Genomic DNA, 23,429 nt, shown 5'->3' on the forward strand with positions numbered 1-23,429 from the left:
ATATGTCTATAAATAAAAGAAAAGCAACCATACCAAGAACAGTAATGGTAGCAAAATTGGAATTGAAAACCGGATTATATAGCCAAAGAAAGAAGGCATTTTTATACCCACTTGTTCCGCTATTGATTTCACCATAAAGTTAGGGCCATTGCCAATGTACGTCATAGCACCAAAGAATACAGCCGCGACCGAAATAGCTTTTAAGTCAAGAACTGAGTCATGATAAATACCACCTAATGCAAAATGGCTGACTTCGCTCAATACAGAAATACTAGCGCCTTGTGAGGCCATAGCTGCGGCAAGAAAGTTAAGGTACGTTGGTGCGTTATCTAAAAATCCAGAAAGAAGGCCCGTTCCCCAGTAAAGTGTATTATGTGTTATTAGCTCAGCTCCAGCCGGTGATTTCGCAAAATTTCCTACCAAGTCCAATGCAGGCATCATTGTACCAAAAATCCCTATGAAGATAAAGGCTACCTCCCTTATTGGTTCAAAGCTAAATTCATTCAGATCATGGACTCCTGTTTTGGCAAATCTATAAGATAAGTATGCTACGCTAAGCATAATAACCTCCCTGATATAGGAAAACTGCTGGCCGTCATATTCAATTCCAGGCACCCACGGGAAAACATTGGGATCAATAAATACTGAAATTATAACCACACCTAACCATAGGAAATTACGCTTACCACTAATGGTTACTTTATTATCGAAGGTAGCTTCAGCATCTTCCTCTTCTCCTTTTTTATTTCTCTTATCAAGAATAAAGAACACTACCGATAAGATGGCAAGTGCAAATAACCATGGTAGCAAATTGTGTTCTAGTGTCCAGAAAAAAGGTACCCCTTTTAAAAAGCCTAAGAATAATGGAGGATCGCCAATGGGTGTTAAAGAACCTCCAATATTACTCACCATGAAAATGAAAAATATAATGTGATATGCCTGAATACGATTTTTATTCATTCGTATAAATGGCCTAATAAGTAACATGGACGCTCCCGTGGTTCCAATTAAATTTGCTACTACAGCCCCCACCAACAGCAAGATGACATTCACCTTAGGAGTTGATCGCTTATTAACATTGATAACAATTCCTCCTGAAGCAATAAATAATGAGGCCAATAATGCTATGAACTGAATATACTCGAAAGCGGCATGTATAGGACTATGCATGTTTTTCAGTACAAAAAGGTAATAGCTTACCACCAAAACAGCTAATATTATAGCTATTTTAGGATAATTCTTGTGCCAAAAATGCTCGTAGAACAGCGGGCCTGTAGCAATCATTAATAAAAGCAGTACGAACGGAATAACCGTCCAGCCAGGAGCACTATGATGGCTGCCCTCTTCGGCATGCTCAGCATCTTCAGCATGACTTTCATTGTTATGCTCGTATTGCTTATCACTACCATGCTCCTCTTGTATAGCATGATCATCCTGGTTTGCCGTATCTACATTAATCGCTAGCGTATTGCCTGCTTCAGGTGCTGCCTGAGAGCTTGGAAATTGAACAGTGCAAAAAATAAATAGTGATACAGCAAATAGAAATGCGTTTCTCATGCAAAAACTGGAGATTTAAGTCGCAAAAATAGATTTATAAATTAACCCAATTAAGGCGATCTGGTTATTTATTTGTTAAATTAGTTGACTAAGTGCGATTTCAAAAGAAGTTTTAGAAATATTCACTTTAGAAGCACTCGCCTCGAAAGTCTTACGCAAAGCTCTTTCAATTGTTCGCGAAGTATCTTCAAAAATCGCTTCATCAGTCATTTCAGCATCAGAAGTCATCAGGTAAGCAAAAACTCTTGCCATACCACAGTTAGCGATAAAATCAGGAATTACTGCCACTTGTTGATCGGCAAAATCAGCTATAGGCCCAAAGAATATTTCTGGATCAGCAAAAGGAACATTAGCTCCTGCAGCAATCACTTCCAGTTTTGAAGCAACCATGGCATCAACTTGTTCTTTGTTAATTAACCTTGATGCCGCAGCCGGAATAAAGATTTCTGATTCTAAATCCCAAATTTTATCATTGATTTCGTTAAAAGACAGTAGATCCGGAGAGATCAACTCGTTACCTCTTCTATTCAAAAACAAGTCCGTAACTTCCTCAATAGAGAGCCCTTCTTGTTTAATAATGCCTCCATTTCTATCAATGATTCCAACAATTGAAACACCTGCCTTGGCAAGATAATAAGCCGCTGAAGCGCCAACATTGCCCCAACCTTGAATAACTGCTCGCTTCTTGCCTAAGCTGCCGCCCCAAATATTATAGTAATGCTCAACAGATTTGGCGACACCATAACCGGTTATCATATCAGCAACCGTATATTTTCTTTTTAGATCAGGGGTGTAATTTGAAGCTTCTATCACTTTGATTACACCTTGTCTTAACTGACCAAGTTTCTTGATTTTTTCAGGTTCTGTAGCGTTATAATGCCCTTGTACCACACCTTCCTGGGGGTGCCACAAACCATATTCTTCGGTAATCGGGATTACTTCGTGAATTTCATCAACGTTAAGATCACCCCCTGTACCGTAATAATTTTTTAGCAATGGAATAACTGCCTTATACCATCTTTCAAGCACTCCTTTTTTTCTAGGGTCTGAAGGATCGAAATTAATTCCTGACTTTGCCCCACCAATTGAAGGGCCTGAAACAGTAAATTTAACTTCCATTGTCTTGGCTAGAGACTCAACTTCACGTTTGTCCAAGCCTTGACGCATTCTTGTTCCTCCACCGGCTGCACCGCCCCTTAATGAATTTATAACTACCCAGCCTTCTGCTTCAGTTTCCGGATCGCTCCATTCAAAGACAACTTCTGGCTTTTTGTTTTCAAATTTCTCTAAGAGTTCCTTCATGTAAATTTTGTTTTCAGATGGTTAGTAGGTTGATTTTAAATTTGCCCAAAACTACAAAATTATAGACTAATTTTTCCTACAATATCTCCAGCTACACTATCCTCCTGAGCGCCAGTAACTGAGCTCAATATGTTGGTTTCACTTCTGAGTCGCAAAGTTCCTAGAAAGGCAAAAACCAACGCTTCTTTAAAATCTATTAATTCTGGAGAAGCCTCCCGAATATTGTAAAATGAGCTTAGTTGGTTCTGAAGCTTTTTTATCAAAAAAGAATTGTAAGCTCCGCCTCCCGTAATGAGTAAGCACCCTTCGTCTTTAGTTCGTTTAATAAATTGAGCTATCTGAAAAGCAATGTGATCAACAAGTGTGTACATTTTATCCTCAATGCTACAATTAGTTTCTTCTATTAAGGGGAAAACATCCGCTTCAATATCTTCAAGGCCTAAGCTTTTAGGAAGAGGCTTTTGATAATATGAAATGGCATCAAGCCTTTCTTTTAACTGGTTATTCAACTTTCCTGATTGAGCTATTTTACCTCCCTCATCATAAGATTTGCCTAACTTATTGGAGAGAAAGTTTAAGGCGATATTGCAAACTGAAATGTCACATGCTCTTCTTACTCCCTGCTTATCATCAAAAGAAATATTACTTATTCCTCCTAAATTCAGACAAAAATCAAAGTCGCTAAACAATAACCTATCGCCAATAGGTACCAGAGGCGCGCCCTGTCCTCCTTTTAAAACATCTAATATTCTAAAATTGCCAATAACCGGTATAGCTGAAGCAGAGTGAATTGCATTGAGATTACCAATTTGTAAGGTTAACCTTTTTTGTGGCTGATGAAAAACCGTATGACCGTGAGAAGCAATAATTGTAGGTTTTGCTGTCATATCAGTTACAAAATCCTTAACGCGCTCACCTATCCATTTGCCGTATGCAATATCAAGTTTGGCCAGCTCTAATCCGCTTAATTTTTTCGCATCACTTAACTGCTCTTGCCAATAGTCATCATAAGCAATGGTTAAAGCTTTTTTAATTTGATAGTTCCATTTACCCTTACCAAACAAAAAACTAGACAAGGCTATGTCCATCCCATCTAAGGAAGTGCCAGACATTAATCCTATTACGTTTATCTCTTTTCTTTCCACTATTCTGATTAGATTTACCTCTTTAAAGCTAGAATATGTTTGCCACAATTGATATAGGAAACACTTTGGCTAAGTTAGGCCTTTTTAAAGATGATGAATTGATAGCGCAATTTTCTTTTCAAAATCTAGCTGAAATGAAAGAAACGCTCACGTCATACAGCATTGATAAATACATAATTGCTAGTGTAAATCAACCTTATGAGGAAATCAGCCTGCAGCTTTCTTTAAACTCTGATCAGGCTATGTTTTTAGATCAGCAAACAAATATCCCATTTATCAATAAATATAAGTCCTCTACTTTAGGGATTGATAGAATTGCCTTGGTTGCTGGCGCTCAAAGCAAGTTTCCACAAAAAAATGTGCTTGTTATTGATGCTGGCTCCTGCATTACTTACGACTTCATTACGGATAAGTCAGCTTATTTAGGAGGTGCCATTTCTCCCGGTGCCCAAATGCGTTTTAAAAGCATGCATAATTTTACTGCCCGTTTACCGTTACTTCAACTTAAAAATCAACCTGCAGACGAATGGCTTGGCAACACTACGGAAGCCTCCATGAGCAGCGGTGTGATTAATGGGATTGTTGGAGAAATGGAAGCGTTTATTCGAAAGTATCAGGAAAGCTTTGGTCCAACACATGTATTAATAAGCGGAGGAGATGCTAAATTCTTTGAAAGTAGAATAAAAGCTACCATCTTTGCAATCCCAGAATTGTTACTAGTGGGTTTAAATGCAATTTTAAGACATAATGCGTCATATTAAATTAGGCTTTTTAGCCATAATAATCACAATACTTTCTTATTCATCCCTATCTGCTCAAGGCACTGTTTCTCCCTATTCAGCTTATGGGGTAGGTATTATGGCAGATAGAGGTTATGCTGCCAACTTAGGAATGGGCAATGCAGGCATCGCTTACGGAAGCCCTTGGTACATTCCTTCATTAAATCCGGCATTATTAGGAAGTCAAACCTTCTCTTCTTTCGAGGCGGGTATTAACATGAGGAGAACAGCCATCCGTGATGAAATTAACAGATTCGATCAGGTTAATGGCGGTCTTTCCTATATCGGATTGGCTGTGCCCATTGTGCCTGGAAGAGTTGGCGCTTCATTAACATTAAATCCTTATTCCAGCAAAAATTATAATTTAGTTGAGTCATTTGATGAATCTGAAACAGTAAGGCCTGTTAATAAAAGCTATACAGGAGAAGGAAATATTTCTCAATTTAGATTGTCAGGTGGTTGGAATATTACAGAAAACATCTCCTTTGGTGCCGAAGCCAATTATAACTTTGGCGTAATTACTGAAAGAAACAGTACCAGAAACATTATTAACGGACAGGACACCATTGCTCTTCCTTATTTGGTTGCTGCTGAAAATGTGAACAACTATGCCGATTTGAGCTTTTTATTAGGCTTACGAGTTAGAAAGCAAATCAAGAAAAATACGCTAGCATTTGGTGCAACATATGCATTTGAAAATAACTTAAACACCACCAGAAGCAATTCACTAAAACTTTTAAGTACAAGTGGTGATCCTCTTGACCCTTTCGATACGGACTCAAGTAATGCTAAAGTTATTAATGAAGAAGGTATTACTTCTATTCCTGCCAAAATCAGCTTTGGCTTGAGCTATTATAGATTGAACAACTGGGCCGTTTCATTAGATTACAGCTACCAAGACTGGAGGAATTATACTTACTACGGCTCTGGTGATGAGGATTTACAAGCTGCCGCTACCATTAACGTGGGTGGCGAATTTACACCTGATATTCAATCTGGAGACAAGTACTATGAGCGTATTACCTATAGAGCTGGGCTTTACATAAAAAATGGACCAATTGTCATAGACAATACAGAAATTAATGGATTTGGCATTACTTTTGGAACTACTTTGCCAATTAGTAAAGCTTCTAGTATTAATTTAGGCTTTGAAGTAGGCCAAAGAGGAACATTAGAAAACAGCTTAGTAAGAGAAAACTTCTTCGGAATAAACTTAAGTTTCACTTACAATGACAGATGGTTTATTAGAAGAAGGTTTGATTAAACTGAATTTTCAATGAAAATGAAACTTTTCGATGCATTCTCGATTAATGTTTCAAAAAGTTTTAACAGTTTTGGCAAACTAATTGATTACAGATATATAAAATGAGAGGGGGAGTGACTTTTTCCCTCATTTGAATGTTTAACAACAGGTGGTTGCAATGAAATGTGACCTTCATTAAATTTTAGAAAAATGAAAAAGATTCTTTTTACACTAACACTGTTATTTGCTTCAGGTTTGGCTACTATGGCTCAAGATGGCTGGAACTGGCCGGAAGATGAAGCAAAAAAGGCAAAAGCGATGGAAAAGAACGCTTTATATTCAGATATGCTTACAGCTGAAAATTATGAAGCTGCCAAGCCGCCTTTAGACTGGTTATTGAAGGAAACACCAGATTTAAATCCTTCTATTTACATCCAAGGTGTTAAGGTTTACGAAAACCTTTACGAAAGCGCTACTGGCCAATCCAAGAAAAACTTACAGGATTCAACTGTATTACTTTATGATTTAAGAATGAAGTATTTCAACGATGTTGAAAATGTAACTAATAGAAAGGCATATGATGCTTACCAAGCTTGGAAGGATAGAAAAGATAAGTATGCTGAACTTTATCAAATAGAGAAGGATGCTTTTGAAATGCTGGGTAACAAGTCTAGCATTGCTAATAGCGTAGCATACATGGATGCCGCCAGAAGACATAAATTAGCTGGGGGTGATTTAACTGATTTAGATATAATCAACATTTATTCTGAAATCACAGATTTCCTTGATGCTCAGGAAGCTGCTGGAGAAAGCAAATCAAAGATTGACAAATACAGAGATTATGTTGATAAACTTTTCAATGCAACAGTAACTGTAAATTGCTCAATTATTGATGAGCAGCTTTATCCTAAATATGTTGAAAATGGCAAACAATTAAAGGATGCTGAAAGAATAGTTAAATTTGCTTTAGCTGGAAGTTGTACAAGTAGCCAGGCTTTCTTGGAAGCTGCAAAGCAAATGGTAGAAAATAGTCCTGAATATGGATTGATCAGACTAATAGCTTTAAGAAGCAAAGCCAACAGCAATTATGATGCTGCCACTAAGTACTTCAAAAAAGCACTAGAGCTTACTGAGGACAATATCAAACAGGGTGAAATTTACCTTGAGCTGTCTGATATTGCTGCAAAAAGCGGTAGCAAATCAGAAGCAAGAAGCAATGCTTATAAAGCACTGGAGGCTGACCCCTCTAAGAAAGAGGCTTATATAATAATTGGTGACCTTTACTTAAAAAGCTTCCAGGATTGTAAAGGTGGTGAAGACATGGTAAAAGATAGAGCCGTTTATATTGCTGCTTATGAAATGTATCAAAAAGGTGGTAATGCTGAAAGAATGGCCGTTGCTCAAGAGCAGTTTCCATCAAAAGAAGATTTATTCAATTACGGTTACGATGTTGGAGGTACCTTAACAGTTGGATGTTGGGTAGGTGAAACAGTTACTCTAAGAACGAGAGATTAATCAAACTAAATTGAGAAAAAGCGGTTTCGGAATCTTCCAGACCGCTTTTTTTGTTCTAACGCCATGAGAAAAATTCTATTCGCATCATTTTTTATAACGTTAAGCTGGGCTTGTTCTGAAGAAGAGAAGAAGGCCAAAGAATTCCCTGAATATGAAGGCCCCACTATGGAGGTAGATAGCTCGACTATTCTTTATTCCGATTCTGCAGTAGTTCGTGTAAAAATAATGGCACCAAAACAACTTGAGTTTGAAAATGGCGACAAAGAATTCCCGAATACGATTTTTATAGAATTTTTTGAACCTAGTGGAGAACTTTCTTCCACTTTAGAAGCTGATAAAGCTTTCTATACCAAAGAGACTGATCTTTACAAAGCTACTGGTGATGTAGAAGTAATTGGCTATTTAGAACCACAAAAGCTTAATACGGAAGAACTCTTTTGGAGTCCTAAAAAAGAGGAAATATATACTGAAACTTTTGTACGGATAGAAACTGACGATCAAATTTCAACTGGAACAGGATTAACCGCTAAGCAAGACTTTTCTTCATACAGAATTTTAGAGCCTAAAGGAACGATTTATCTTGAAAACGATAGCTCAGAGTCTAATAGCTCACCTCAACCAGAGCCAATACAAGAGAAAAAAGATGAACCAAAAAGGTTAAAAGCTCCAGACAAAAAGTTATTAAAAAGTCAAGCTGAAAATGACTAAGGAAAAGAAAAAAGAAGAAAACAAACCAGTCACAAAAAACTTCATCTGGCTGGCTTTGGCTTTTGCCTTGTTCGTTATTGGCATCCATCAATCATTAACTGTTGGCTTTGAATACAGCTATTGGATTTTTATGTTGTCAATAAGTCTCTTACTTTTACATAGGTACAAGAGTAAGCCAAATGATGGCAATACCAAATAATGCAAAGCGATTACATACTTTATACAGCAATATCACTTCTATTTTCAGCCTTTTTTTCAGGTATTGAGATAGCCTTTATCTCCAGCAATAAGCTGCATATAGAGCTGCAAAGACAGCAGGGAGTTATTTCTGGCAGAATACTTAGTGGTTTCTTAAAAAAGCCTTCTTCTTTTATTGGCACTACATTGGTTGGGAATACTATTTCCTTAGTTGTTTATGGTATTTATATGGCTAAGTTAGTAGAGCCAATGCTACTTGATTATTTGCCTTATTATCTGCAAAGCGATATTTTTATTTTAGTAGCACAGACCATTGTTGCCACCATAGTGGTGTTATTATTAGCCGAGTTTACTCCTAAAAGTGTATTTCTTATTAATCCTAATGGCTTATTATCATTCTTTGCCCTTCCGCTATGGTTGATTTATTATGTTACTTACCCCATAGTTTTTGCTATAGTCAATCTATCGAAGTTATTTATCAGATATGTGCTAAGATTAGAATATGCGGAAGACCGCCCAGTTTTTGGATTAACGGATCTTGACCATTTCATTAAAAACACGACTCAAGTTGACCATCAGGAAAATAAAGTAGAGCTAGATAAGAGGATATTTAATAACGCACTGGAGTTTAAAACTATCAAGGTACGTGAATGTATGATTCCGCGCACAGAGGTTGTAGCTGTTGATGTTGAAGATGAAATAGATGAGCTAAGAAAAGCTTTCACAGATAGTGGACATTCTAAAGTATTGGTCTACAAAGAAACCATTGATGACGTAATCGGCTATTGTCATTCATTAGCCTTATTCAAAAAACCGGCCTCCATTGAGGAAATATTAACGCCCATCATCATTGTGCCAGAAACCATGGCAGTGAACGAGCTTATGATCCAGTTTATACAAGAGCATAAGAGTTTAGCGCTAGTAGTGGATGAGTTTGGAGGCACTTCAGGTATCGTGAGCCTTGAAGATATTATTGAAGAGATTTTTGGTGAAATTCAGGATGAACATGATGATGAAGATTTAGTGGAAGTTCAAATTAACGAAAACACCTACTCTTTTAGTGCGAGGTTGGAAATTGACTACCTAAACGAAAAATATAATCTTGAACTTCCTGAAGGTGATTACGACACTTTAGGAGGCTTTATCCTTTCTGTAACAGAGAACTTTCCTAGCCTAAATGATGTGGTAGAGCGGCCTCCTTTTACTTTTGTGATTGAGAGTATGGAAGAGAATAGAATTGATATGGTTAGGCTTATTGTTAACGATCAACCCTATAGTTAAATTAATGGGTAAAAGTAAAGGTGTAAATCATTTTGATATTACGCCACAATGCTATTATTTTGCGATTCTTTGAAAAAACATAACATGGGAATATTCAATACATTACGAGTAAAAATGGGCTCGGTGCTCATCGTATTAATTGGTCTGTCAATCTTGGCTTTCTTAATTGGCGATTTGCTAGGTCCTAATTCAATTCTTTTTGGCGGTGGTCAAAATACTGTTGGAGAAATAGCCGGTGAAACTATTAGCCTGGAAAGATACCAGCAGAAAGTTGAAGAATTTAAATTTAACTTCCAGCAAAATCAGGGAAGAACACCTTCAGATGCTGAAATGAATTCAATCAGACAGCAAGCCTGGGATTTCCTTATCATTGAAGTTGCTTTCCAAGAGCAGTATGAAGAACTAGGTGTTGAAGTAACAGACGCTGAATTGGTTGACATGGTTCAAGGTGATAATATCAGCCCAATTATTAAACAAGCATTTACTGATCCTGAAACAGGAGAGTTTAATAAGGAGCGCGTTATTCAAACAATCAGAAATATTTCTCAGGCTCCAGCTCAGCAGCAAAACCAGTGGTACTCATTTGAGGCATCATTATTACCTGCAAGGGAAAGAACTAAGTTTGATGAGCTGCTTGTATCTACCACTTACGTAACAGCTGCGGAGGCACAAAGAGCTTACGAAAAAGAAAACGAGACGTTAGAAGTTGAATATTTATATGTTCCTTTTAGTTCAGTAGCCGATTCTTTAGCTCAACCTACCGAGTCGCAGTTAAAGAGTTATTTCAACGAGCATAAGGATAAATATAAGTCTGATGCATCAAGAACTTTAAGCTATATCGCTTTTGATATTCTTCCTTCAGGTGAAGATTCTCTTTATTTAAGAAGAGACATGGAAGAGCTTAAAGAGGAATTCACTAATACGGATGAGGACTCTGCTTTCGCAAGAGCAAACAGCGACAGATCGAATGTTTACAGAACTTATGCTATTTCTGATTTACCAAAAATTTTGGCAAGTAATACTAACATCCTGAAAGAGGGTGATGTGATAGGGCCTTACATAGAAAATGGTTCATATGCACTTTACAAGGTTTCTAAAATCTATGATGCTGATAAGCAATCTGTAAAAGCATCTCATATCCTAATTAAAACTGGCGAAGGAATTGATGAGGCTGAAGCTAGACAAAAAGCGAATGAAGCTTTAGCAAAGGCAAGAGCCGGTGAAGATTTTGCTGAATTGGCAAAAGAATACAGTGAAGGTCCAACTGCTATCAAAGGCGGTGATTTAGGCTGGTTTAAAGAAGGTCAAATGGTTGATGAATTTAATGAGGCTGTATTTGCAAAGAATGGTACAGGTTTAGTGAACCAGCTTGTAAAGAGTCAATACGGATTCCACGTAATTAATGTGACTGAGCCAAAAACATCAAAAACATATGACATAGCTGTCATCGAAAGAGAGATTATTCCTAGTGAAGAATCAAGAGATCAGGCCTTTAGAAAAGCTGATTACTTTGCAGCCTCAAATACCAACTATGCTGAATTTACTGCTTCGGCTGAACAAGAAGGTTACAGAGTTCAGAGTTCAGGTAAACTTAGCAAAAACCAAAGAAGCATTGGAGTGCTAGGTAGCGCAAGAGAAATTGTAAGATGGTCATTTACAGATGCTTCATTAAAAGAAGTTTCTGAGGTATTTGAAACACCAGACGCTTATGTTGTGGCTGTTTTAACTGACCAAACTGAAGATGACGCAGCTGATTTTGAATCATCTAAAATTGCTGTAACAAGAGAAGTTAAAAAAGAACTTAAGGCTGAAATAATTAACAAAAAATTAGCAGGCTTAAGTGGCTCTCTTAATGAAATAGCTTCTTCTTATGGCTCTGATGCAAGAGTAAGTACTAAGAGTGATTTAAAAATTACTGATAGTTCTTTACCATCAGTTGGTCAGGCTCCAGAGGCGATAGGAACTGCTTTTGGTCTAGCTGCTGATCAAGTTTCAAAACCTTTGAAAGGAAATAATGGTATAGTAATGGTAAAAGTTCTTAATAGAACGCCAGCACCTGAAATTGCTGATTACGCGAGCTATAAAGATCAAATTGCCCAAAGAAGAAAGAACAGTGTTTCATTCGCCATTAAAACTGCTATTGAAGAAAATGCAGGTATTGTTGATGAACGTTACAAATTCTTTTAATCATTAATAAAATTAAATGTGGAAGGGGCTTAAAGCCCCTTTTTTTGTTATGGACGTAAATAAAGATATACAATCGTTTAAAGAAAAATTAGAAGCCGTTTCAGAATGGCCTCTTTTGTACATGTTTAAATTCATTGTTGCTGCAGAGCAGGAAGATGAGGTGCGTGAAATATTTCAGACACATGAAATCAAAACAAAACCATCTAGCAATGGGAAGTATGTGAGCTTAACCATCAAAATGCTGGCTAATGATGCAGACCAGATTATTGAGAAGTATATTGAGACCAACAAGATTAAAGGAATTATTGCCCTTTAATTAATCAGGCATGACTGGTCTAAACAATTGTCTTTAAAATTAATTGATAATTGGTAACCGATAACTATTAATTTACTATGTGGAAAGAAGAAGACAATAAATTAAAAAAGACTTTCGAATTTGATGATTTCATAACGGCTTTTGGCTTTATGAGTAAGGTGGCTATTGTTGCTGAAAAAATGAATCATCACCCTAATTGGTCAAATGTTTACAACTCTGTGAGCTTTGAACTCAACACGCACGATGCTGGCGATAAAGTGACAGACAAGGATAGAAAGCTTGCCGAAGAAATAGATAAACTAGCTTAATTTTTTCTAGCTTTGTAGGATGAATCAAGCTAGCACGCAGCTTTATTTAATCCCTACGCCTATAGGTAATCTAGAAGATATCACGCTAAGAGCCATCAACACCTTAAAATCGGTTGATCTGATTTTAGCTGAGGATACGCGGACTTCTGGCAAGCTCTTGAAACATTATGAAATTGATAAGCCATTAAGAAGCTTTCACATTCATAATGAACATCATAAAGTAAATTCTATAATAGAAGAGCTCAAAGGTGGGAAAATCATTGCATTAGTATCTGATGCCGGTACACCTGGGATTTCAGATCCAGGCTTCCTTTTAGCCAGAGCAGCATTAGAAAATGATATCAAGCTCGAATGTTTACCTGGTGCTACTGCTTTAATTCCTGCATTGGTAAAATCAGGCTTCCCTAATGATCGTTTCGTCTTCGAAGGGTTTCTTCCTCATAAAAAAGGAAGGAAAACACGTATAGAGAAGTTAATTGACGAAGATCGAACCATTATATTTTATGAATCACCTCATAGGTTGTTAAAGACACTTACCCAGCTGGCTGAGGTTTTAGGTAATGAAAGAGAGGCATCAGTTTCTCGTGAGCTAACTAAACTTTATGAGGAAACCATAACTGATACGCTTGAAAACCTTGTTGAACATTTCACCAATACTGCTCCAAAAGGAGAAATTGTGTTGGTTATTAAAGCTAAATAAATGCGATTAAAACTCTTACTTGTTCTTTGCATCTGCTCTTTTTTGGTTAATGTAAGCCTTGCACAAAGTCGTACGCAGCTATCCGATCAGGCAAAAATAAGTTTACTTACCATGGCTCCTGGTGATCAACTGCACTCTGGTTTCGGGCATACTGCTCTTTGGATTAAAGATCCTCTCAGGCGAATTGATGTCGTTTTTAATTATGGCGTATTCGACTTTGACACCCCTAATTTTTACCTAAAATTTATGAGAGGTAAGTTAGACTATAAGCTTGGAGCTGGAAGAGTTGGCTATCTAATTGCCGAAGCGAGACATGATGAAAGATCATTAATAGAACAGGAATTAGATTTTACGCTAGCAGAGAAGAATGCTATTTACGATTTCTTACTTGAAAATATAAAGCCAGAAAATAGATATTATAAATATGATTTCTTCTATGATAATTGCGCTACTCGATTTCGGGATTTATTTGAAGATGTACTTGGAGACCAACTAGAATGGAGAAGAGAGGCAGAGGGAATTACGATGCGTGATTATCTGGATATTTATTTAGATGACAAACCATGGCAAGATTTCGGAATTGATTTGGTGCTTGGTGCGCCAACAGATAAAATGGCCACAAAATCGGATGAAATGTTCTTACCGGATTTGCTCATGTATCATACAGATTCCGCTTTTGTAGGTAATAGAAAGCTCGTTAAACAAAAGAAGTTTCTTTATGAAGCTCCTGCTGAAGTAGAAACTTCAGGCTTTCAAATTCTACCAAAACACATCACCTGGATGCTCTGTCTACTAGGTATATTTCTAAGTGTAAGGCACTTTAAAAGCAAATTAAATGATGTGCTGTTTAATAGAATACTGTTTGTAATAACAGGTTTGGTAGGTTGGATTATTTTCTTTCTATGGTTTCTTTCGGATCATGGAGCTACCATCAATAACTGGAATATTATCTGGGCTATGCCACTCAATGTGTTTTTCGCCTTTATGCTATTTAAAAAACCAGCCAAAAATTGGCATACGCTGTATTATGGAATATTTGGGGTAAGTTGTTTTATGCTATTGGGCTTCTTCTATGTGCTTCCGCAGAGTTTTCATCCTGCGGTTTTTCCTATAATTTTATACTTCACCTTTAAGTCTTTTAACTTATTGTATCGTACTAAAAAAATGAATGTCTAATGATCCTGAAACTAGCAGAAAAAGCCACCATTAAAGTAATAAAAGAAGTTGCAGGCTTCATTAGAGATGAAGCTCGCGATTTCAATAAGAAAAAAGTGGAACACAAAGGCTTTAATGATTTAGTGAGCTATGTTGATAAACAGGCCGAGAAGCTTTTGGTAGAAGGCTTAACTGAAGTAATGCCTGATGCTGGCTTTATAACTGAAGAAGGTACCAGCTCCAAAGAAGGGGAAGAATATAATTGGATTATCGATCCACTTGATGGCACTACCAACTTTGTACACGGAATACCCACCTACTCGGTAAGTGTAGCATTACAAAAAAATGATGAAATCATATTGGGCATTGTGTACGAAATAAATCATGATGAGTGCTTTCATGCTGTAGCAGGTGGCCCTGCTTATGTTAATGAGCAAAAAATAGAAGTGTCTCAAGATGTGAATCTTTCAGCTAGCCTAATTGCTACTGGTTTTCCCTATAACAACTTTGATAAGGTAGATGGTTACCTGGCTATTCTAAAAAATATTATGCAAAAAAGCCATGGCTTAAGAAGAATAGGATCTGCCGCTGTAGATTTGGCATACGTTGCCTGTGGTAGATTCGAAGGATTCTTTGAATATAATCTGAATGCCTGGGATGTAGCAGCCGGAGCTTTTATAGTACAACAGGCTGGAGGAACTGTTAGCACATTCAATAACGAAAAAAACTATATATTCGGTAGAGAAATACTTGCCGCTGCACCCAAGGTACACGCTGAATTATTAGAAGCTATAAGTAAGAATTGGAAGAGTGAGTAGTCATATATATTAATTATATATGTCATCAAGAGCATTATCGAGCTCTGCAAACTGAAACTTATAGCCTGTTTGTTCTAGCTTTTCACTACTCACTTTATTACCACCCAAAACTATCCCTGCCATTTCACCTAATGCCAACTTCATTACAAAGCCCGGCACATTGGGTAGCCAAAGTGGTTTATTAAGTTTGTTGGCTACTGCTTTTGTCATGGCTTTGTTGGTAACAGGCCTTGGTGCCACCCCATTATAAACACCTACAGCTTCCGTTTCTAAAAGGTGTAGAAACATATGACAAATATCATCAATATGAACCCAGCTCATATATTGTTGTCCTGAACCTAGAGCTGCCCCCACACCAAACTTTATTGGTTTAGCTAACTGCGGTAGTGCACCTCCCTCTTTAGCCAGCACAACACCAACTCTTAATTTACTGACAGGTATTTGTAAATCCGTAAACTGATCTGCAGCTGCCTCCCACTTTTGAACTACTTCTGCCAAGAAATCTTCGCCAGGCTTATGATCTTCAGGCAAAAGCTCATCACCCGTATACATGCCATAATAACCTATGGCGCTTGCACTAATAAATCTTTTTAGGCGATGGTTTGAACTCTCCTTTAACTTATTGTAAAGCAATTCAGCTGTCTTAGTTCTACTTTCAATAATGACCTTTTTACGGTTCTCAGTCCACCTTTTATCTGCAACTCCAGCTCCTGCTAAATGAATGATTATATCTGCAAACTCTAAAGCTCCTTCTTCCAAATAGGCCTTATCAATATCCCATTCAAATTGTTGATAAGGACTATCATTATTTTTGCTTCTGGCTAAGTGAGCAACACTATATCCCTTTTCCATTAACAAGCCAGAAAGCTTCATACCTATCATTCCACTTCCACCTGTTATTAAAATATGCTTTGACATGTAATCGTTATTGAGTTTACTTCATAACTGAAGTATCGATTTTATGTTATTAAGTGCAGTTAATAACCTTATATTTGGTACATCTTTTGTACAAATGGTGCTAAAACTAATACGATGCAAAAATTTCTTTACTTATTCTCCTTATTACTTTTCTCATCATCATTATTTGCTCAGAATGAGCTAAGTGAAACCTCACATAAACTTTTAGGTGCTAATGTAGCAGGCTATCAGGTAAATATTCCTTTTGGTAAAGAAGTGGTTAGTGCTGCATGGGAATCTTATGCTAAAGACTTTGGCCGAAGTGAGCCTACTCAAGATCACAAAACCTATCAGACTACATTTAAACCTAGCATCTATAATAAAGAAGTGCTTGTTTTTGCTCAAATAACGGGAGACAAAACCAGCAGCAAATTGTGGGCCGCAATTGATCCACAAGGTATACCTAAAGACACGCTTAAGCTTTTACAAGATGAAATGCGTGATTTCGTTTATGGCTTTAACATTAAAGTGAGAAAAGATGCTGCTCAAAAGAAAATTGATGAGTCTGAACAAGCTGCTACTTATTTGAGCAAGGAATATGAAGAGCTAAAACGTGATGAGCGTAAGAACCAAAGAAACTATGAAAAAACTAATGAGCGTATTGTAAAATATGAGCAGGAGTTAGTAGAGTTAAGACAGGATTCCAACCAGTATAATCAAAACCTGCAGCAACTATCTGTAAAGCTAGACTCTGTTTATAGTGAGCTAGAGAAAATCAAAAGTATGGTGGAGTTGTACAAGCAAAAAATGGAAGGAATTGAGTAAATCAGTCGCATGTTAGTTTAAAGCCAACTCCATGGTGGTTTTTTATTGATACTGATTTATCTGCTTCCAGATACTTCCTAATTTTAGAAATAAATACGTCTAAACTACGTCCCATGAAGTAGTCATCATCACCCCAAACTGCTTTAAGTATTTCTTCACGCTTTAACAACTGGTTTTTATGTTGGCAGAAATACTTAAGCAAAGCAGCTTCCCTCTGTGTTAGTTTTATTTCAAGTTCATCTTTGCTCAATGTCAAAGTCTCTTCACTAAAGATAAAAGCACCAATTTTATCCTGAGTTTGTCGCCCGCTTCTATTAATGATTACATTTAAGCGAGCCAACAACTCTTTTACAGAGAAAGGCTTTGTGAGGTAATCGTCAGCCCCAATTTTGAAACCATTTATTTTATCCTCTTCGGCAGATCGTGCTGTTAAGAATATGATGGGTAAATCTTTATCAATTTGCTTAAGTTGTTTTGCCAGATTAAAACCATCTAAAATAGGTAGCATCACATCTATAATAGCTACATGATAATATTGGGGTTTAAAGTCATCTAAGGCCGATTGTCCATCAAAGAAACTGTCGATGGAGTAATCCGCGTGTTGCAAAGCATCTTTCAATACAAAGTTTAGCGAGTTGTCATCTTCAACCAATAGTACCCTACTTTTCATAATCATTTATTTCCAGTACAAATGTGCTTCCTGAATCATCGGATCTTTCTAAATGGATGTCCCCCCCTAATAACTTCGTCATCATTTTGACATAGTACAACCCAAGACCAAAGCCTTTCACATCATGAATATCTCCAGTAGAAATCCGATAAAACTTATCGAAAATAAAGTTTCTATCTGCCTTCAAAATGCCCTTTCCATTGTCCTTTATACTGATCTTACAATTACCTTCTTGTCTTAATTCGATTAAGACCCTTGGTGGCATGCCTCCGTATTTAATGGCATTATCAATTAAGTTATGCACACAATAACTTAGGTGGCTTTTGTCAGTGGAGATATAAATCTCCTCTTTCGGAAGCTCAATATCGATCGTTCCATTTTGCTTTTTTATCAGCCAACTAAATTGATCGGCACATGCTGTTATAAGTTCCTGCAGATTTATAGAAGTTATGTTTAATTCCGGAGAGGCCTTATCAAGCTTTGAAATTTGTAAGAACTGATCTACCTGATGAGTTAGCCTTACTGTTTCCTTATTAATTAAACAGATGTGCTGTTTGCGCCTATTGCTTTCCATTTCTTCATGAAGCATCATTTCCGAAGAAGCACCAATAGCCGCTAGTGGCGTTTTAAATTCATGTGCCATGTTGTTGATGAAATCACGCTGAAAATCAGCAAGTTTTTTCTGCCTAAAAAGAGCTACTACTGTATAGACAAATACTGACACGATAAGTAGTAGTATAAAAGAAGAGCTCAACCAAATACTCATTTCATTGATTAACTGAAATGAAATATTTGGAAAAAGCACACTGAAATAGTAGTCGTCCTTTGTAATATCAGGAAATTCAGAGTTAATCAAAGCCTGGTCATTTTGAGAAATATAGCTTCCGAATACAATCTTTTCATTTGAGCAATCATAAATGCTAAACTCAAAAGTTTCTCTAATATTCCTTCTATTAAACTCTGATAGCAGTACTGACTTTAGCAAAGATGGCTGTATAGCATCATTTATTGGCACTACAAAATAATTGCTGGAGAGTTGCTCAATGGGCTGCAGGGTGGTAATATCTCCCTCATTATATTTTATAATAGAAGTAGATGCCGCCTGTAAAGCAGCTTGCACGTTTTGAGAGAATTGTCTTTTCCTGCTATCCAGACTATTCGCCAACCAAACGCCCTGAACGAATAACATTCCCACTAATGCGATTGCCCCGAGAATAATGATTTTTGAAATTGCCCTACTTTGCATGATTTAAATATAACATAAGTCAGCCTGCCATAAAGCACTTTAACATTTCATTAACAATTATTAAGAAGTCATTAACAGCCATTTACAATTGATGAGGATAGCTTTATGGAAACAAAATTTAAAAAATATGAAAAATTTAATGAGAAGTTCAATTGCAGCGATTTGTGTAATAGTGCTGCTTTCAGCATTTGTGATGCCCTCTGCCATTGTAGAATGGGAAAGAACAACGGCAGATTTTGGAACCATTAAAAAAGGTGAGCCTGTTAGCGAAAAGTTTTTTTTCACTAACAAAAGTGATCAGCCCATAACCATTATTAAAACCAAAACTAGTTGTGGTTGTACAGTGACTGAACACACAAAAAGTGAAATAGCACCGGGTGAAAAAGGATATGTAAAAGCTCAATACAATGCTGCAAAGGTAGGAGCTTTCACCAAAACGGTACAGGTTTTCACCTCTGCCGATGAAAACCCCTTTACTTTAACCATTAAGGGTGTTGTAGAATAGACATTGTCTATAAATAAGCGACCAACTATGAGCTGGATAGATAAAAATCTGGGCGTAGTTGGTTGTTTATAATATCACCACCTCCTTAATCAGCACTTTACCTAATTCAGTAGCATAAAGCTCTATAATCTGGGCTTTATTCATATTAAGCTCCTGTTTTAATACGCTAGACTCAACCGTCACAAATAACTTCTGATCTTTTACAAAAACACTTTTGGTTCTGTTGGCAATAGCTTTACCCATAAGCTTGGGCCATAAGTTTACAATATTGGTTTGATCAAACTTTTTATTGAGGTTGTAGGCTTCTACCATGTCTTGGATAACATCTTTAAGAGGTGATGCATCAGATTTTCTTACACTGGCAGGATGTGGCGTTTTCTTTTTACCGTAGTAGCTCATTCAGTTTAATCTAGTTCAAAGTATTTCTTTTCAGATGATAAGCTATCCAAATACATTTTAGTTCGCTCCGGTCGGGCGTCAGTTAAAAAGATTTGTCCAAACCGACCGTCAGAGACCATCTTCAATAGATAAGCTATTCGCCTATCGTCTAATTTATCAAAAATATCATCCAAAAGCATAATCGGTCTTTTGCCCATCACTTTTTCAATGGTAACAAATTGGCTCAACTTCATAGCAATCAAGAAAGATTTCTGCTGACCTTGTGAGCCAAATTTCTTCAAGCTATGCTCATCAATCAGAAACTTGAAATCATCGCGATGAATTCCTAAAGTAGTTCTTCCCTGAAAAAAATCCTTTTTATGTCTGGCTTTTAGTTCCTCTTTATAGTTTTCTGTTACGGCAGTATCGTAAACTATGCTTACTGATTCACTGTCATCACTAATTTCTTTATAAAAAATCTCAAAGTCATCAGAAAATTGCTGAATCAATTCACTTCTCTTTTGAGCAATTGATAAAGCAAGCGGTACCATGAGCTCATCAAAAGGCTCTAGCTGACTGCTATCAAACCTATTATTTTCAAGTAGTTGTTTGAGCAGGGTGTTACGCTGTTTCAACAAATGATTATAGCGCATTAAGTTGTTTAAATACTCATGATCAATTTGGCATAACAAGCTGTCGAAGAACTTTCTTCTCGTTTCGCTACTATCACGAACCAAATCGGTATCCTGTGGTGCAATCATTACCAATGGCATTTTCCCGATATGGTCACTTAGCTTATCATAGGCTTTACCAGACCACTTGAGCATCTTTTTTTCACCTTGCTGCACAGCACATAAAATGTTGATATCTTGCTCATCAATTTTAAGCTTCCCTTTTAAAGAGAAGAAAGTAGCCTCATGCAAAATATTGTCCTTGTCTACTGCATTAAATGCACTCTTAGTAAAAGCGAGATAATAGATGGCATCAAGTAAGTTTGTTTTACCAATGCCATTTCTGCCTAAAAGGCAATTTATCCCTTCTACAAACTCAAAGCTGGCTTGCTCATAATTTTTGAACTGTGTAAGCTGTAGTTTTTGAAGGTGCATTTTTTAATAGTTGAAGGTTTTTCGCTATTTTCGCAAACCCGAACGTGGCTGCAAAGTTATACTTTATCCAAACACGAGTCGGATAATTCATATAAAAGAAAACACATATGGCTACTAGTAAATCAAAATCTTCAAACAAAAAAAGTTTCAGCAAAGAGACCTACATGACTTGGTTTGAGTCGATGTTGATGATGAGAAGGTTTGAAGAAAAAGCAGGCCAGCTTTACGGTCAGCAAAAAATCAAAGGTTTTTGCCATTTATATATTGGACAAGAAGCTTGTGCTGCAGGAGCTGTAAGTGCTTTAAAAGAAGGAGATAAATACATTACTGCCTATAGAGACCACGCTCACCCTATTGCACTAGGAACTGATCCTAATAAAATTATGGCTGAGCTTTTCGGTAAAGAAACTGGCGTTTCAAAAGGTAAAGGTGGTTCCATGCACATGTTTGATAAGGAACATCATTTCTATGGTGGCCATGGTATCGTTGGTGGGCAAATTCCTTTAGGCGCTGGTATCGGTTTTGCCGAGAAGTATAAGGGTACTGATAACCTTTGTATTACTTATATGGGTGATGGAGCAGTAAGACAGGGGGCTTTCCACGAAGCTCTAAATATGGCGATGCATTATAAAATTCCTGTGATTTTCGTAATTGAAAACAACGGATATGCCATGGGTACATCTGTTAAACGTACCTCCAATGTAACAGAGCTTTATACATTAGGCGAATCTTACGATATGCCATCTAAAGCAGTTGATGCTATGAATGTGGAAGAAGTTCATAATGCTGTTGAAGAAGCTGCTAAAAGAGCAAGAAAAGGTGATGGTCCAAGCCTGTTAGAATTCAGAACTTATCGATACAAAGGCCACTCAATGTCCGATCCTGCTAAATACAGAACTAAGGAAGAGCTTGAAGAATACAAAGCTAAAGACCCTATTGAGCAGGTGCGAGCTACTATTCTTGAAAAGAAACATGCTACAGAAGAAGAGCTTGATGAAATGGATAAGAAAATCAAAGACAGGGTGAAAGAAGCCGTTGACTTTGCCGAGAAGTCTGATTGGCCTTCAGTTGATGAAGTATACAAAGATGTGTACGCTCAGGAAGACTATCCTTTCGTAGTTGACTGATAGGTAATTAAATCTACCTTGATTTAACTGTCTTTTTATAATTAAGACTATATATCTAATCATTTTTTATTAGCTTTGCGCTCTTGATTAAGAGCAAATTATGCTTCGGCATTAATTGAAAGGTTTGAAACGGCACGAAGCCGCAAAAACTATAAGTTTATTACAATGGCAAAAACGAAAGAAAAAGGAGCAGGTACTGAGTTTTACGAAAACCCGGAAGTACTTGCATCACAACTCACCAAAACGGAGGAGTTTATTGAGCAGAACAAGAAAATTGTTTTTGGATTAGGTGGATTAATCGCCTTGGTGATAGTTGGTTTTTTTGGCTATCGCTATTATATGAACAACCAAAACGAAGAGGCTCAAAAAGAAATGTTTCAAGCTATTTATTGGTTTGAAAATGGTGAGCTTGATAAAGCAATAGATGGAGACGGTAACAATTACGGTTTCCTTAATATAGTTGAAGATTACGGTAGCACTAAAGCTGGTAATCTTGCGAATTATTATTTAGGTGCTGTTTATCTTCAAAAAGGTGAATTTGAAACCTCTATAGATTATTTAGAGTCCTTCGGCGCTGATGATTTATTAGTACAATCCAGAGCTTACGCTTTAATGGGTGATGCTTATATGGAATTAGGTAATTATACTTTAGCTGCTGATCAATATGGTAAGGCTGCTGATTATAAGAGTACTGAAGAGTTTACTCCAGAGTATTTAATGAAACAAGCATTGGCCTATGAGAAGGCAAATGAATCTTCAAAAGCGATGGAGAGCTATAAACAGGTGGTAGAAAAGTATAAGGACTCAAAGGAATACAATGAGGCTCGCAAGTACCTATCCATGCTAGAAGCTAAAAACTAAAAAGAAGTTCAAATAAGTAATTAAAAAAGGGATAGGTTCACACTTATCCCTTTTTTGTTTTTAATTCAATAATATGGCAACGAATCTTAAGAATCTATCCGATCATTCAGAGAAAAACATCATCAACGTGGCTAATAATAAATTTGCCATCATAGTTTCTGAGTGGAATGATGAAGTTACAGAATCACTCTTTAATGGCGCTTATGAAACACTGATAGAAAATGGTGTTAAAAAGGAGAACATCATCAAGCACTATGTTCCTGGTAGTTATGAGCTGTCGTTAGGCGCTCAGTGGCTAGCACAGAAAAGTGATATAGATGCAGTAATTTGCCTGGGTTGTGTAATTCAGGGAGAAACCAAGCACTTTGACTTTATTTGTGATGCAGTAGCTCAGGGCATTACTAACGTAAGCCTAAAGTACAATAAGCCGGTAATTTTCGGAGTACTCACACCTAACAACCAACAGCAAGCATTAGATAGAGCAGGTGGTAAACATGGGAACAAGGGTGATGAAGCAGCTATCACCGCAATTAAAATGCTGGGATTAGTTCAACAATTATAGTTCTCATAAAATCTTTATTCCTTAATAAGTATTAATAAGC

General features: G+C 36.9%; 25 protein-coding genes. 17 read left to right on the top strand and 8 right to left on the bottom strand.

The window, feature by feature from the left end; all coding sequences use genetic code 11:
• Positions 1–6: 6 nt before the first annotated feature.
• From JKP34_RS01725 to JKP34_RS01735, 3 genes are all read right to left on the bottom strand, one after another.
• On the bottom strand, positions 7–1,557 hold the full coding sequence (locus JKP34_RS01725) for a sodium:proton antiporter (protein ID WP_201917072.1): 1,551 nt from the start codon (positions 1,555–1,557) through the stop codon (positions 7–9).
• 75 nt (positions 1,558–1,632) lie between these two features.
• On the bottom strand, positions 1,633–2,859 hold the full coding sequence (locus JKP34_RS01730; RefSeq protein ID WP_201917073.1) for a Glu/Leu/Phe/Val dehydrogenase dimerization domain-containing protein: 1,227 nt from the start codon (positions 2,857–2,859) through the stop codon (positions 1,633–1,635).
• 59 nt (positions 2,860–2,918) lie between these two features.
• Positions 2,919–4,004 (bottom strand): anhydro-N-acetylmuramic acid kinase, encoded by a 1,086-nt coding sequence (locus JKP34_RS01735; protein ID WP_317193642.1) that lies wholly within the window; start codon positions 4,002–4,004, stop codon positions 2,919–2,921.
• 35 nt (positions 4,005–4,039) lie between these two features.
• On the opposite strand from JKP34_RS01735, the gene JKP34_RS01740 reads away from it, so the two are divergent.
• From JKP34_RS01740 to JKP34_RS01795, 12 genes are all read left to right on the top strand, one after another.
• Positions 4,040–4,765: a type III pantothenate kinase gene (locus JKP34_RS01740; RefSeq protein WP_201917075.1), complete on the top strand. Its 726-nt coding sequence runs from the start codon at positions 4,040–4,042 to the stop codon at positions 4,763–4,765.
• Entirely contained in the window at positions 4,752–6,047 is a 1,296-nt protein-coding gene (locus tag JKP34_RS01745; protein ID WP_201917077.1) for a hypothetical protein, read from the top strand. The genes JKP34_RS01740 and JKP34_RS01745 overlap by 14 nt, the downstream gene beginning before the upstream one ends.
• 189 nt (positions 6,048–6,236) lie before the next feature.
• Positions 6,237–7,541 (top strand): tetratricopeptide repeat protein, encoded by a 1,305-nt coding sequence (locus JKP34_RS01750; RefSeq protein ID WP_201917079.1) that lies wholly within the window; start codon positions 6,237–6,239, stop codon positions 7,539–7,541.
• A 63-nt stretch (positions 7,542–7,604) separates the two neighbouring features.
• A complete protein-coding gene (gene lptC / locus JKP34_RS01755) occupies positions 7,605–8,249 on the top strand; it encodes an LPS export ABC transporter periplasmic protein LptC (RefSeq protein WP_201917081.1) in 645 nt (214 codons plus the stop codon).
• The gene (locus tag JKP34_RS01760) at positions 8,242–8,448 is read left to right on the top strand and encodes a hypothetical protein (RefSeq protein WP_201917083.1); all 207 of its coding nucleotides are present in this window, start codon (positions 8,242–8,244) and stop codon (positions 8,446–8,448) included. Before lptC ends, JKP34_RS01760 begins: the two co-directional genes overlap by 8 nt.
• A complete protein-coding gene (locus tag JKP34_RS01765) occupies positions 8,448–9,728 on the top strand; it encodes a hemolysin family protein (RefSeq protein WP_201917085.1) in 1,281 nt (426 codons plus the stop codon). Before JKP34_RS01760 ends, JKP34_RS01765 begins: the two co-directional genes overlap by 1 nt.
• Before the next feature lie 84 nt (positions 9,729–9,812).
• The gene (locus JKP34_RS01770; protein WP_201917089.1) at positions 9,813–11,915 is read left to right on the top strand and encodes a peptidylprolyl isomerase; all 2,103 of its coding nucleotides are present in this window, start codon (positions 9,813–9,815) and stop codon (positions 11,913–11,915) included.
• A gap of 49 nt (positions 11,916–11,964) precedes the next feature.
• On the top strand, positions 11,965–12,231 hold the full coding sequence (locus tag JKP34_RS01775) for a DUF493 domain-containing protein (RefSeq protein WP_201917091.1): 267 nt from the start codon (positions 11,965–11,967) through the stop codon (positions 12,229–12,231).
• Positions 12,232–12,308: 77 nt separating this feature from the next.
• Entirely contained in the window at positions 12,309–12,539 is a 231-nt protein-coding gene (locus JKP34_RS01780; protein ID WP_201917092.1) for a 4a-hydroxytetrahydrobiopterin dehydratase, read from the top strand.
• A gap of 19 nt (positions 12,540–12,558) precedes the next feature.
• Positions 12,559–13,239: a 16S rRNA (cytidine(1402)-2'-O)-methyltransferase gene (rsmI, locus tag JKP34_RS01785; protein ID WP_201917093.1), complete on the top strand. Its 681-nt coding sequence runs from the start codon at positions 12,559–12,561 to the stop codon at positions 13,237–13,239.
• Complete coding sequence (locus tag JKP34_RS01790) at positions 13,240–14,415, top strand: Lnb N-terminal periplasmic domain-containing protein (RefSeq protein ID WP_201917094.1); 1,176 nt, start codon at positions 13,240–13,242, stop codon at positions 14,413–14,415.
• Positions 14,415–15,212: an inositol monophosphatase family protein gene (locus JKP34_RS01795; protein WP_201917095.1), complete on the top strand. Its 798-nt coding sequence runs from the start codon at positions 14,415–14,417 to the stop codon at positions 15,210–15,212. Before JKP34_RS01790 ends, JKP34_RS01795 begins: the two co-directional genes overlap by 1 nt.
• Positions 15,213–15,221: 9 nt before the next feature.
• Here JKP34_RS01795 and JKP34_RS01800 read toward each other — a convergent pair whose 3' ends face one another.
• Positions 15,222–16,130: a TIGR01777 family oxidoreductase gene (locus JKP34_RS01800; RefSeq protein ID WP_201917096.1), complete on the bottom strand. Its 909-nt coding sequence runs from the start codon at positions 16,128–16,130 to the stop codon at positions 15,222–15,224.
• A gap of 114 nt (positions 16,131–16,244) precedes the next feature.
• Here JKP34_RS01800 and JKP34_RS01805 point away from each other — a divergent pair, with 114 nt between their 5' ends.
• Positions 16,245–16,934 (top strand): hypothetical protein, encoded by a 690-nt coding sequence (locus tag JKP34_RS01805; protein WP_201917098.1) that lies wholly within the window; start codon positions 16,245–16,247, stop codon positions 16,932–16,934.
• Position 16,935: 1 nt separating this feature from the next.
• Here the strand turns inward: JKP34_RS01805 and JKP34_RS01810 are convergent, their stop codons facing one another.
• On the bottom strand, positions 16,936–17,604 hold the full coding sequence (locus tag JKP34_RS01810; protein ID WP_201917100.1) for a response regulator transcription factor: 669 nt from the start codon (positions 17,602–17,604) through the stop codon (positions 16,936–16,938).
• Positions 17,594–18,850, bottom strand: coding sequence for a sensor histidine kinase (locus tag JKP34_RS01815; protein WP_201917102.1), 1,257 nt, complete (start codon positions 18,848–18,850; stop codon positions 17,594–17,596). The genes JKP34_RS01810 and JKP34_RS01815 overlap by 11 nt, the downstream gene beginning before the upstream one ends.
• Positions 18,851–18,977: 127 nt before the next feature.
• Between JKP34_RS01815 and JKP34_RS01820 the strand changes: the two genes are divergently transcribed.
• Entirely contained in the window at positions 18,978–19,355 is a 378-nt protein-coding gene (locus JKP34_RS01820) for a DUF1573 domain-containing protein (RefSeq protein ID WP_201917104.1), read from the top strand.
• A gap of 66 nt (positions 19,356–19,421) precedes the next feature.
• Here the strand turns inward: JKP34_RS01820 and JKP34_RS01825 are convergent, their stop codons facing one another.
• Together JKP34_RS01825 and recF are read right to left on the bottom strand one after the other, a co-directional pair.
• A complete protein-coding gene (locus JKP34_RS01825) occupies positions 19,422–19,754 on the bottom strand; it encodes a DUF721 domain-containing protein (protein WP_201917107.1) in 333 nt (110 codons plus the stop codon).
• A gap of 5 nt (positions 19,755–19,759) precedes the next feature.
• Positions 19,760–20,839: a DNA replication/repair protein RecF gene (recF, locus tag JKP34_RS01830; protein ID WP_201917109.1), complete on the bottom strand. Its 1,080-nt coding sequence runs from the start codon at positions 20,837–20,839 to the stop codon at positions 19,760–19,762.
• Between the two features lie 107 nt (positions 20,840–20,946).
• Here recF and pdhA point away from each other — a divergent pair, with 107 nt between their 5' ends.
• From pdhA to ribH, 3 genes are all read left to right on the top strand, one after another.
• Positions 20,947–21,966 carry a pyruvate dehydrogenase (acetyl-transferring) E1 component subunit alpha gene (pdhA, locus tag JKP34_RS01835; protein ID WP_201917111.1) on the top strand — a complete coding sequence of 340 codons (1,020 nt, stop codon included), beginning with the start codon at positions 20,947–20,949 and terminating at the stop codon, positions 21,964–21,966.
• A 165-nt stretch (positions 21,967–22,131) separates the two neighbouring features.
• The gene (locus tag JKP34_RS01840; RefSeq protein WP_201917113.1) at positions 22,132–22,827 is read left to right on the top strand and encodes a tetratricopeptide repeat protein; all 696 of its coding nucleotides are present in this window, start codon (positions 22,132–22,134) and stop codon (positions 22,825–22,827) included.
• 73 nt (positions 22,828–22,900) lie between these two features.
• Entirely contained in the window at positions 22,901–23,389 is a 489-nt protein-coding gene (gene ribH, locus JKP34_RS01845; RefSeq protein WP_201917115.1) for a 6,7-dimethyl-8-ribityllumazine synthase, read from the top strand.
• Positions 23,390–23,429: the final 40 nt, after the last annotated feature.

Source organism: Marivirga atlantica (assembly GCF_016734805.1).
Taxonomy (GTDB): Bacteria; Bacteroidota; Bacteroidia; order Cytophagales; family Cyclobacteriaceae; genus Marivirga; species Marivirga atlantica.

What these genes read in the sequence shown, in the direction of transcription:
- JKP34_RS01725 (WP_201917072.1), bottom strand. Translation starts at nt 1,557, where the DNA reads ATGAGAAACGCATTTCTATTTGCTGTATCACTATTTATTTTTTGCACT.
- JKP34_RS01730 (WP_201917073.1), bottom strand. Translation starts at nt 2,859, where the DNA reads ATGAAGGAACTCTTAGAGAAATTTGAAAACAAAAAGCCAGAAGTTGTC.
- JKP34_RS01740 (WP_201917075.1), top strand. Translation starts at nt 4,040, where the DNA reads ATGTTTGCCACAATTGATATAGGAAACACTTTGGCTAAGTTAGGCCTT.
- JKP34_RS01745 (WP_201917077.1), top strand. Translation starts at nt 4,752, where the DNA reads ATGCGTCATATTAAATTAGGCTTTTTAGCCATAATAATCACAATACTT.
- JKP34_RS01750 (WP_201917079.1), top strand. Translation starts at nt 6,237, where the DNA reads ATGAAAAAGATTCTTTTTACACTAACACTGTTATTTGCTTCAGGTTTG.
- lptC (WP_201917081.1), top strand. Translation starts at nt 7,605, where the DNA reads ATGAGAAAAATTCTATTCGCATCATTTTTTATAACGTTAAGCTGGGCT.
- JKP34_RS01760 (WP_201917083.1), top strand. Translation starts at nt 8,242, where the DNA reads ATGACTAAGGAAAAGAAAAAAGAAGAAAACAAACCAGTCACAAAAAAC.
- JKP34_RS01765 (WP_201917085.1), top strand. Translation starts at nt 8,448, where the DNA reads ATGCAAAGCGATTACATACTTTATACAGCAATATCACTTCTATTTTCA.
- JKP34_RS01770 (WP_201917089.1), top strand. Translation starts at nt 9,813, where the DNA reads ATGGGAATATTCAATACATTACGAGTAAAAATGGGCTCGGTGCTCATC.
- JKP34_RS01775 (WP_201917091.1), top strand. Translation starts at nt 11,965, where the DNA reads ATGGACGTAAATAAAGATATACAATCGTTTAAAGAAAAATTAGAAGCC.
- JKP34_RS01780 (WP_201917092.1), top strand. Translation starts at nt 12,309, where the DNA reads ATGTGGAAAGAAGAAGACAATAAATTAAAAAAGACTTTCGAATTTGAT.
- rsmI (WP_201917093.1), top strand. Translation starts at nt 12,559, where the DNA reads ATGAATCAAGCTAGCACGCAGCTTTATTTAATCCCTACGCCTATAGGT.
- JKP34_RS01790 (WP_201917094.1), top strand. Translation starts at nt 13,240, where the DNA reads ATGCGATTAAAACTCTTACTTGTTCTTTGCATCTGCTCTTTTTTGGTT.
- JKP34_RS01795 (WP_201917095.1), top strand. Translation starts at nt 14,415, where the DNA reads ATGATCCTGAAACTAGCAGAAAAAGCCACCATTAAAGTAATAAAAGAA.
- JKP34_RS01800 (WP_201917096.1), bottom strand. Translation starts at nt 16,130, where the DNA reads ATGTCAAAGCATATTTTAATAACAGGTGGAAGTGGAATGATAGGTATG.
- JKP34_RS01805 (WP_201917098.1), top strand. Translation starts at nt 16,245, where the DNA reads ATGCAAAAATTTCTTTACTTATTCTCCTTATTACTTTTCTCATCATCA.
- JKP34_RS01810 (WP_201917100.1), bottom strand. Translation starts at nt 17,604, where the DNA reads ATGAAAAGTAGGGTACTATTGGTTGAAGATGACAACTCGCTAAACTTT.
- JKP34_RS01815 (WP_201917102.1), bottom strand. Translation starts at nt 18,850, where the DNA reads ATGCAAAGTAGGGCAATTTCAAAAATCATTATTCTCGGGGCAATCGCA.
- JKP34_RS01820 (WP_201917104.1), top strand. Translation starts at nt 18,978, where the DNA reads ATGAAAAATTTAATGAGAAGTTCAATTGCAGCGATTTGTGTAATAGTG.
- JKP34_RS01825 (WP_201917107.1), bottom strand. Translation starts at nt 19,754, where the DNA reads ATGAGCTACTACGGTAAAAAGAAAACGCCACATCCTGCCAGTGTAAGA.
- recF (WP_201917109.1), bottom strand. Translation starts at nt 20,839, where the DNA reads ATGCACCTTCAAAAACTACAGCTTACACAGTTCAAAAATTATGAGCAA.
- pdhA (WP_201917111.1), top strand. Translation starts at nt 20,947, where the DNA reads ATGGCTACTAGTAAATCAAAATCTTCAAACAAAAAAAGTTTCAGCAAA.
- JKP34_RS01840 (WP_201917113.1), top strand. Translation starts at nt 22,132, where the DNA reads ATGGCAAAAACGAAAGAAAAAGGAGCAGGTACTGAGTTTTACGAAAAC.
- ribH (WP_201917115.1), top strand. Translation starts at nt 22,901, where the DNA reads ATGGCAACGAATCTTAAGAATCTATCCGATCATTCAGAGAAAAACATC.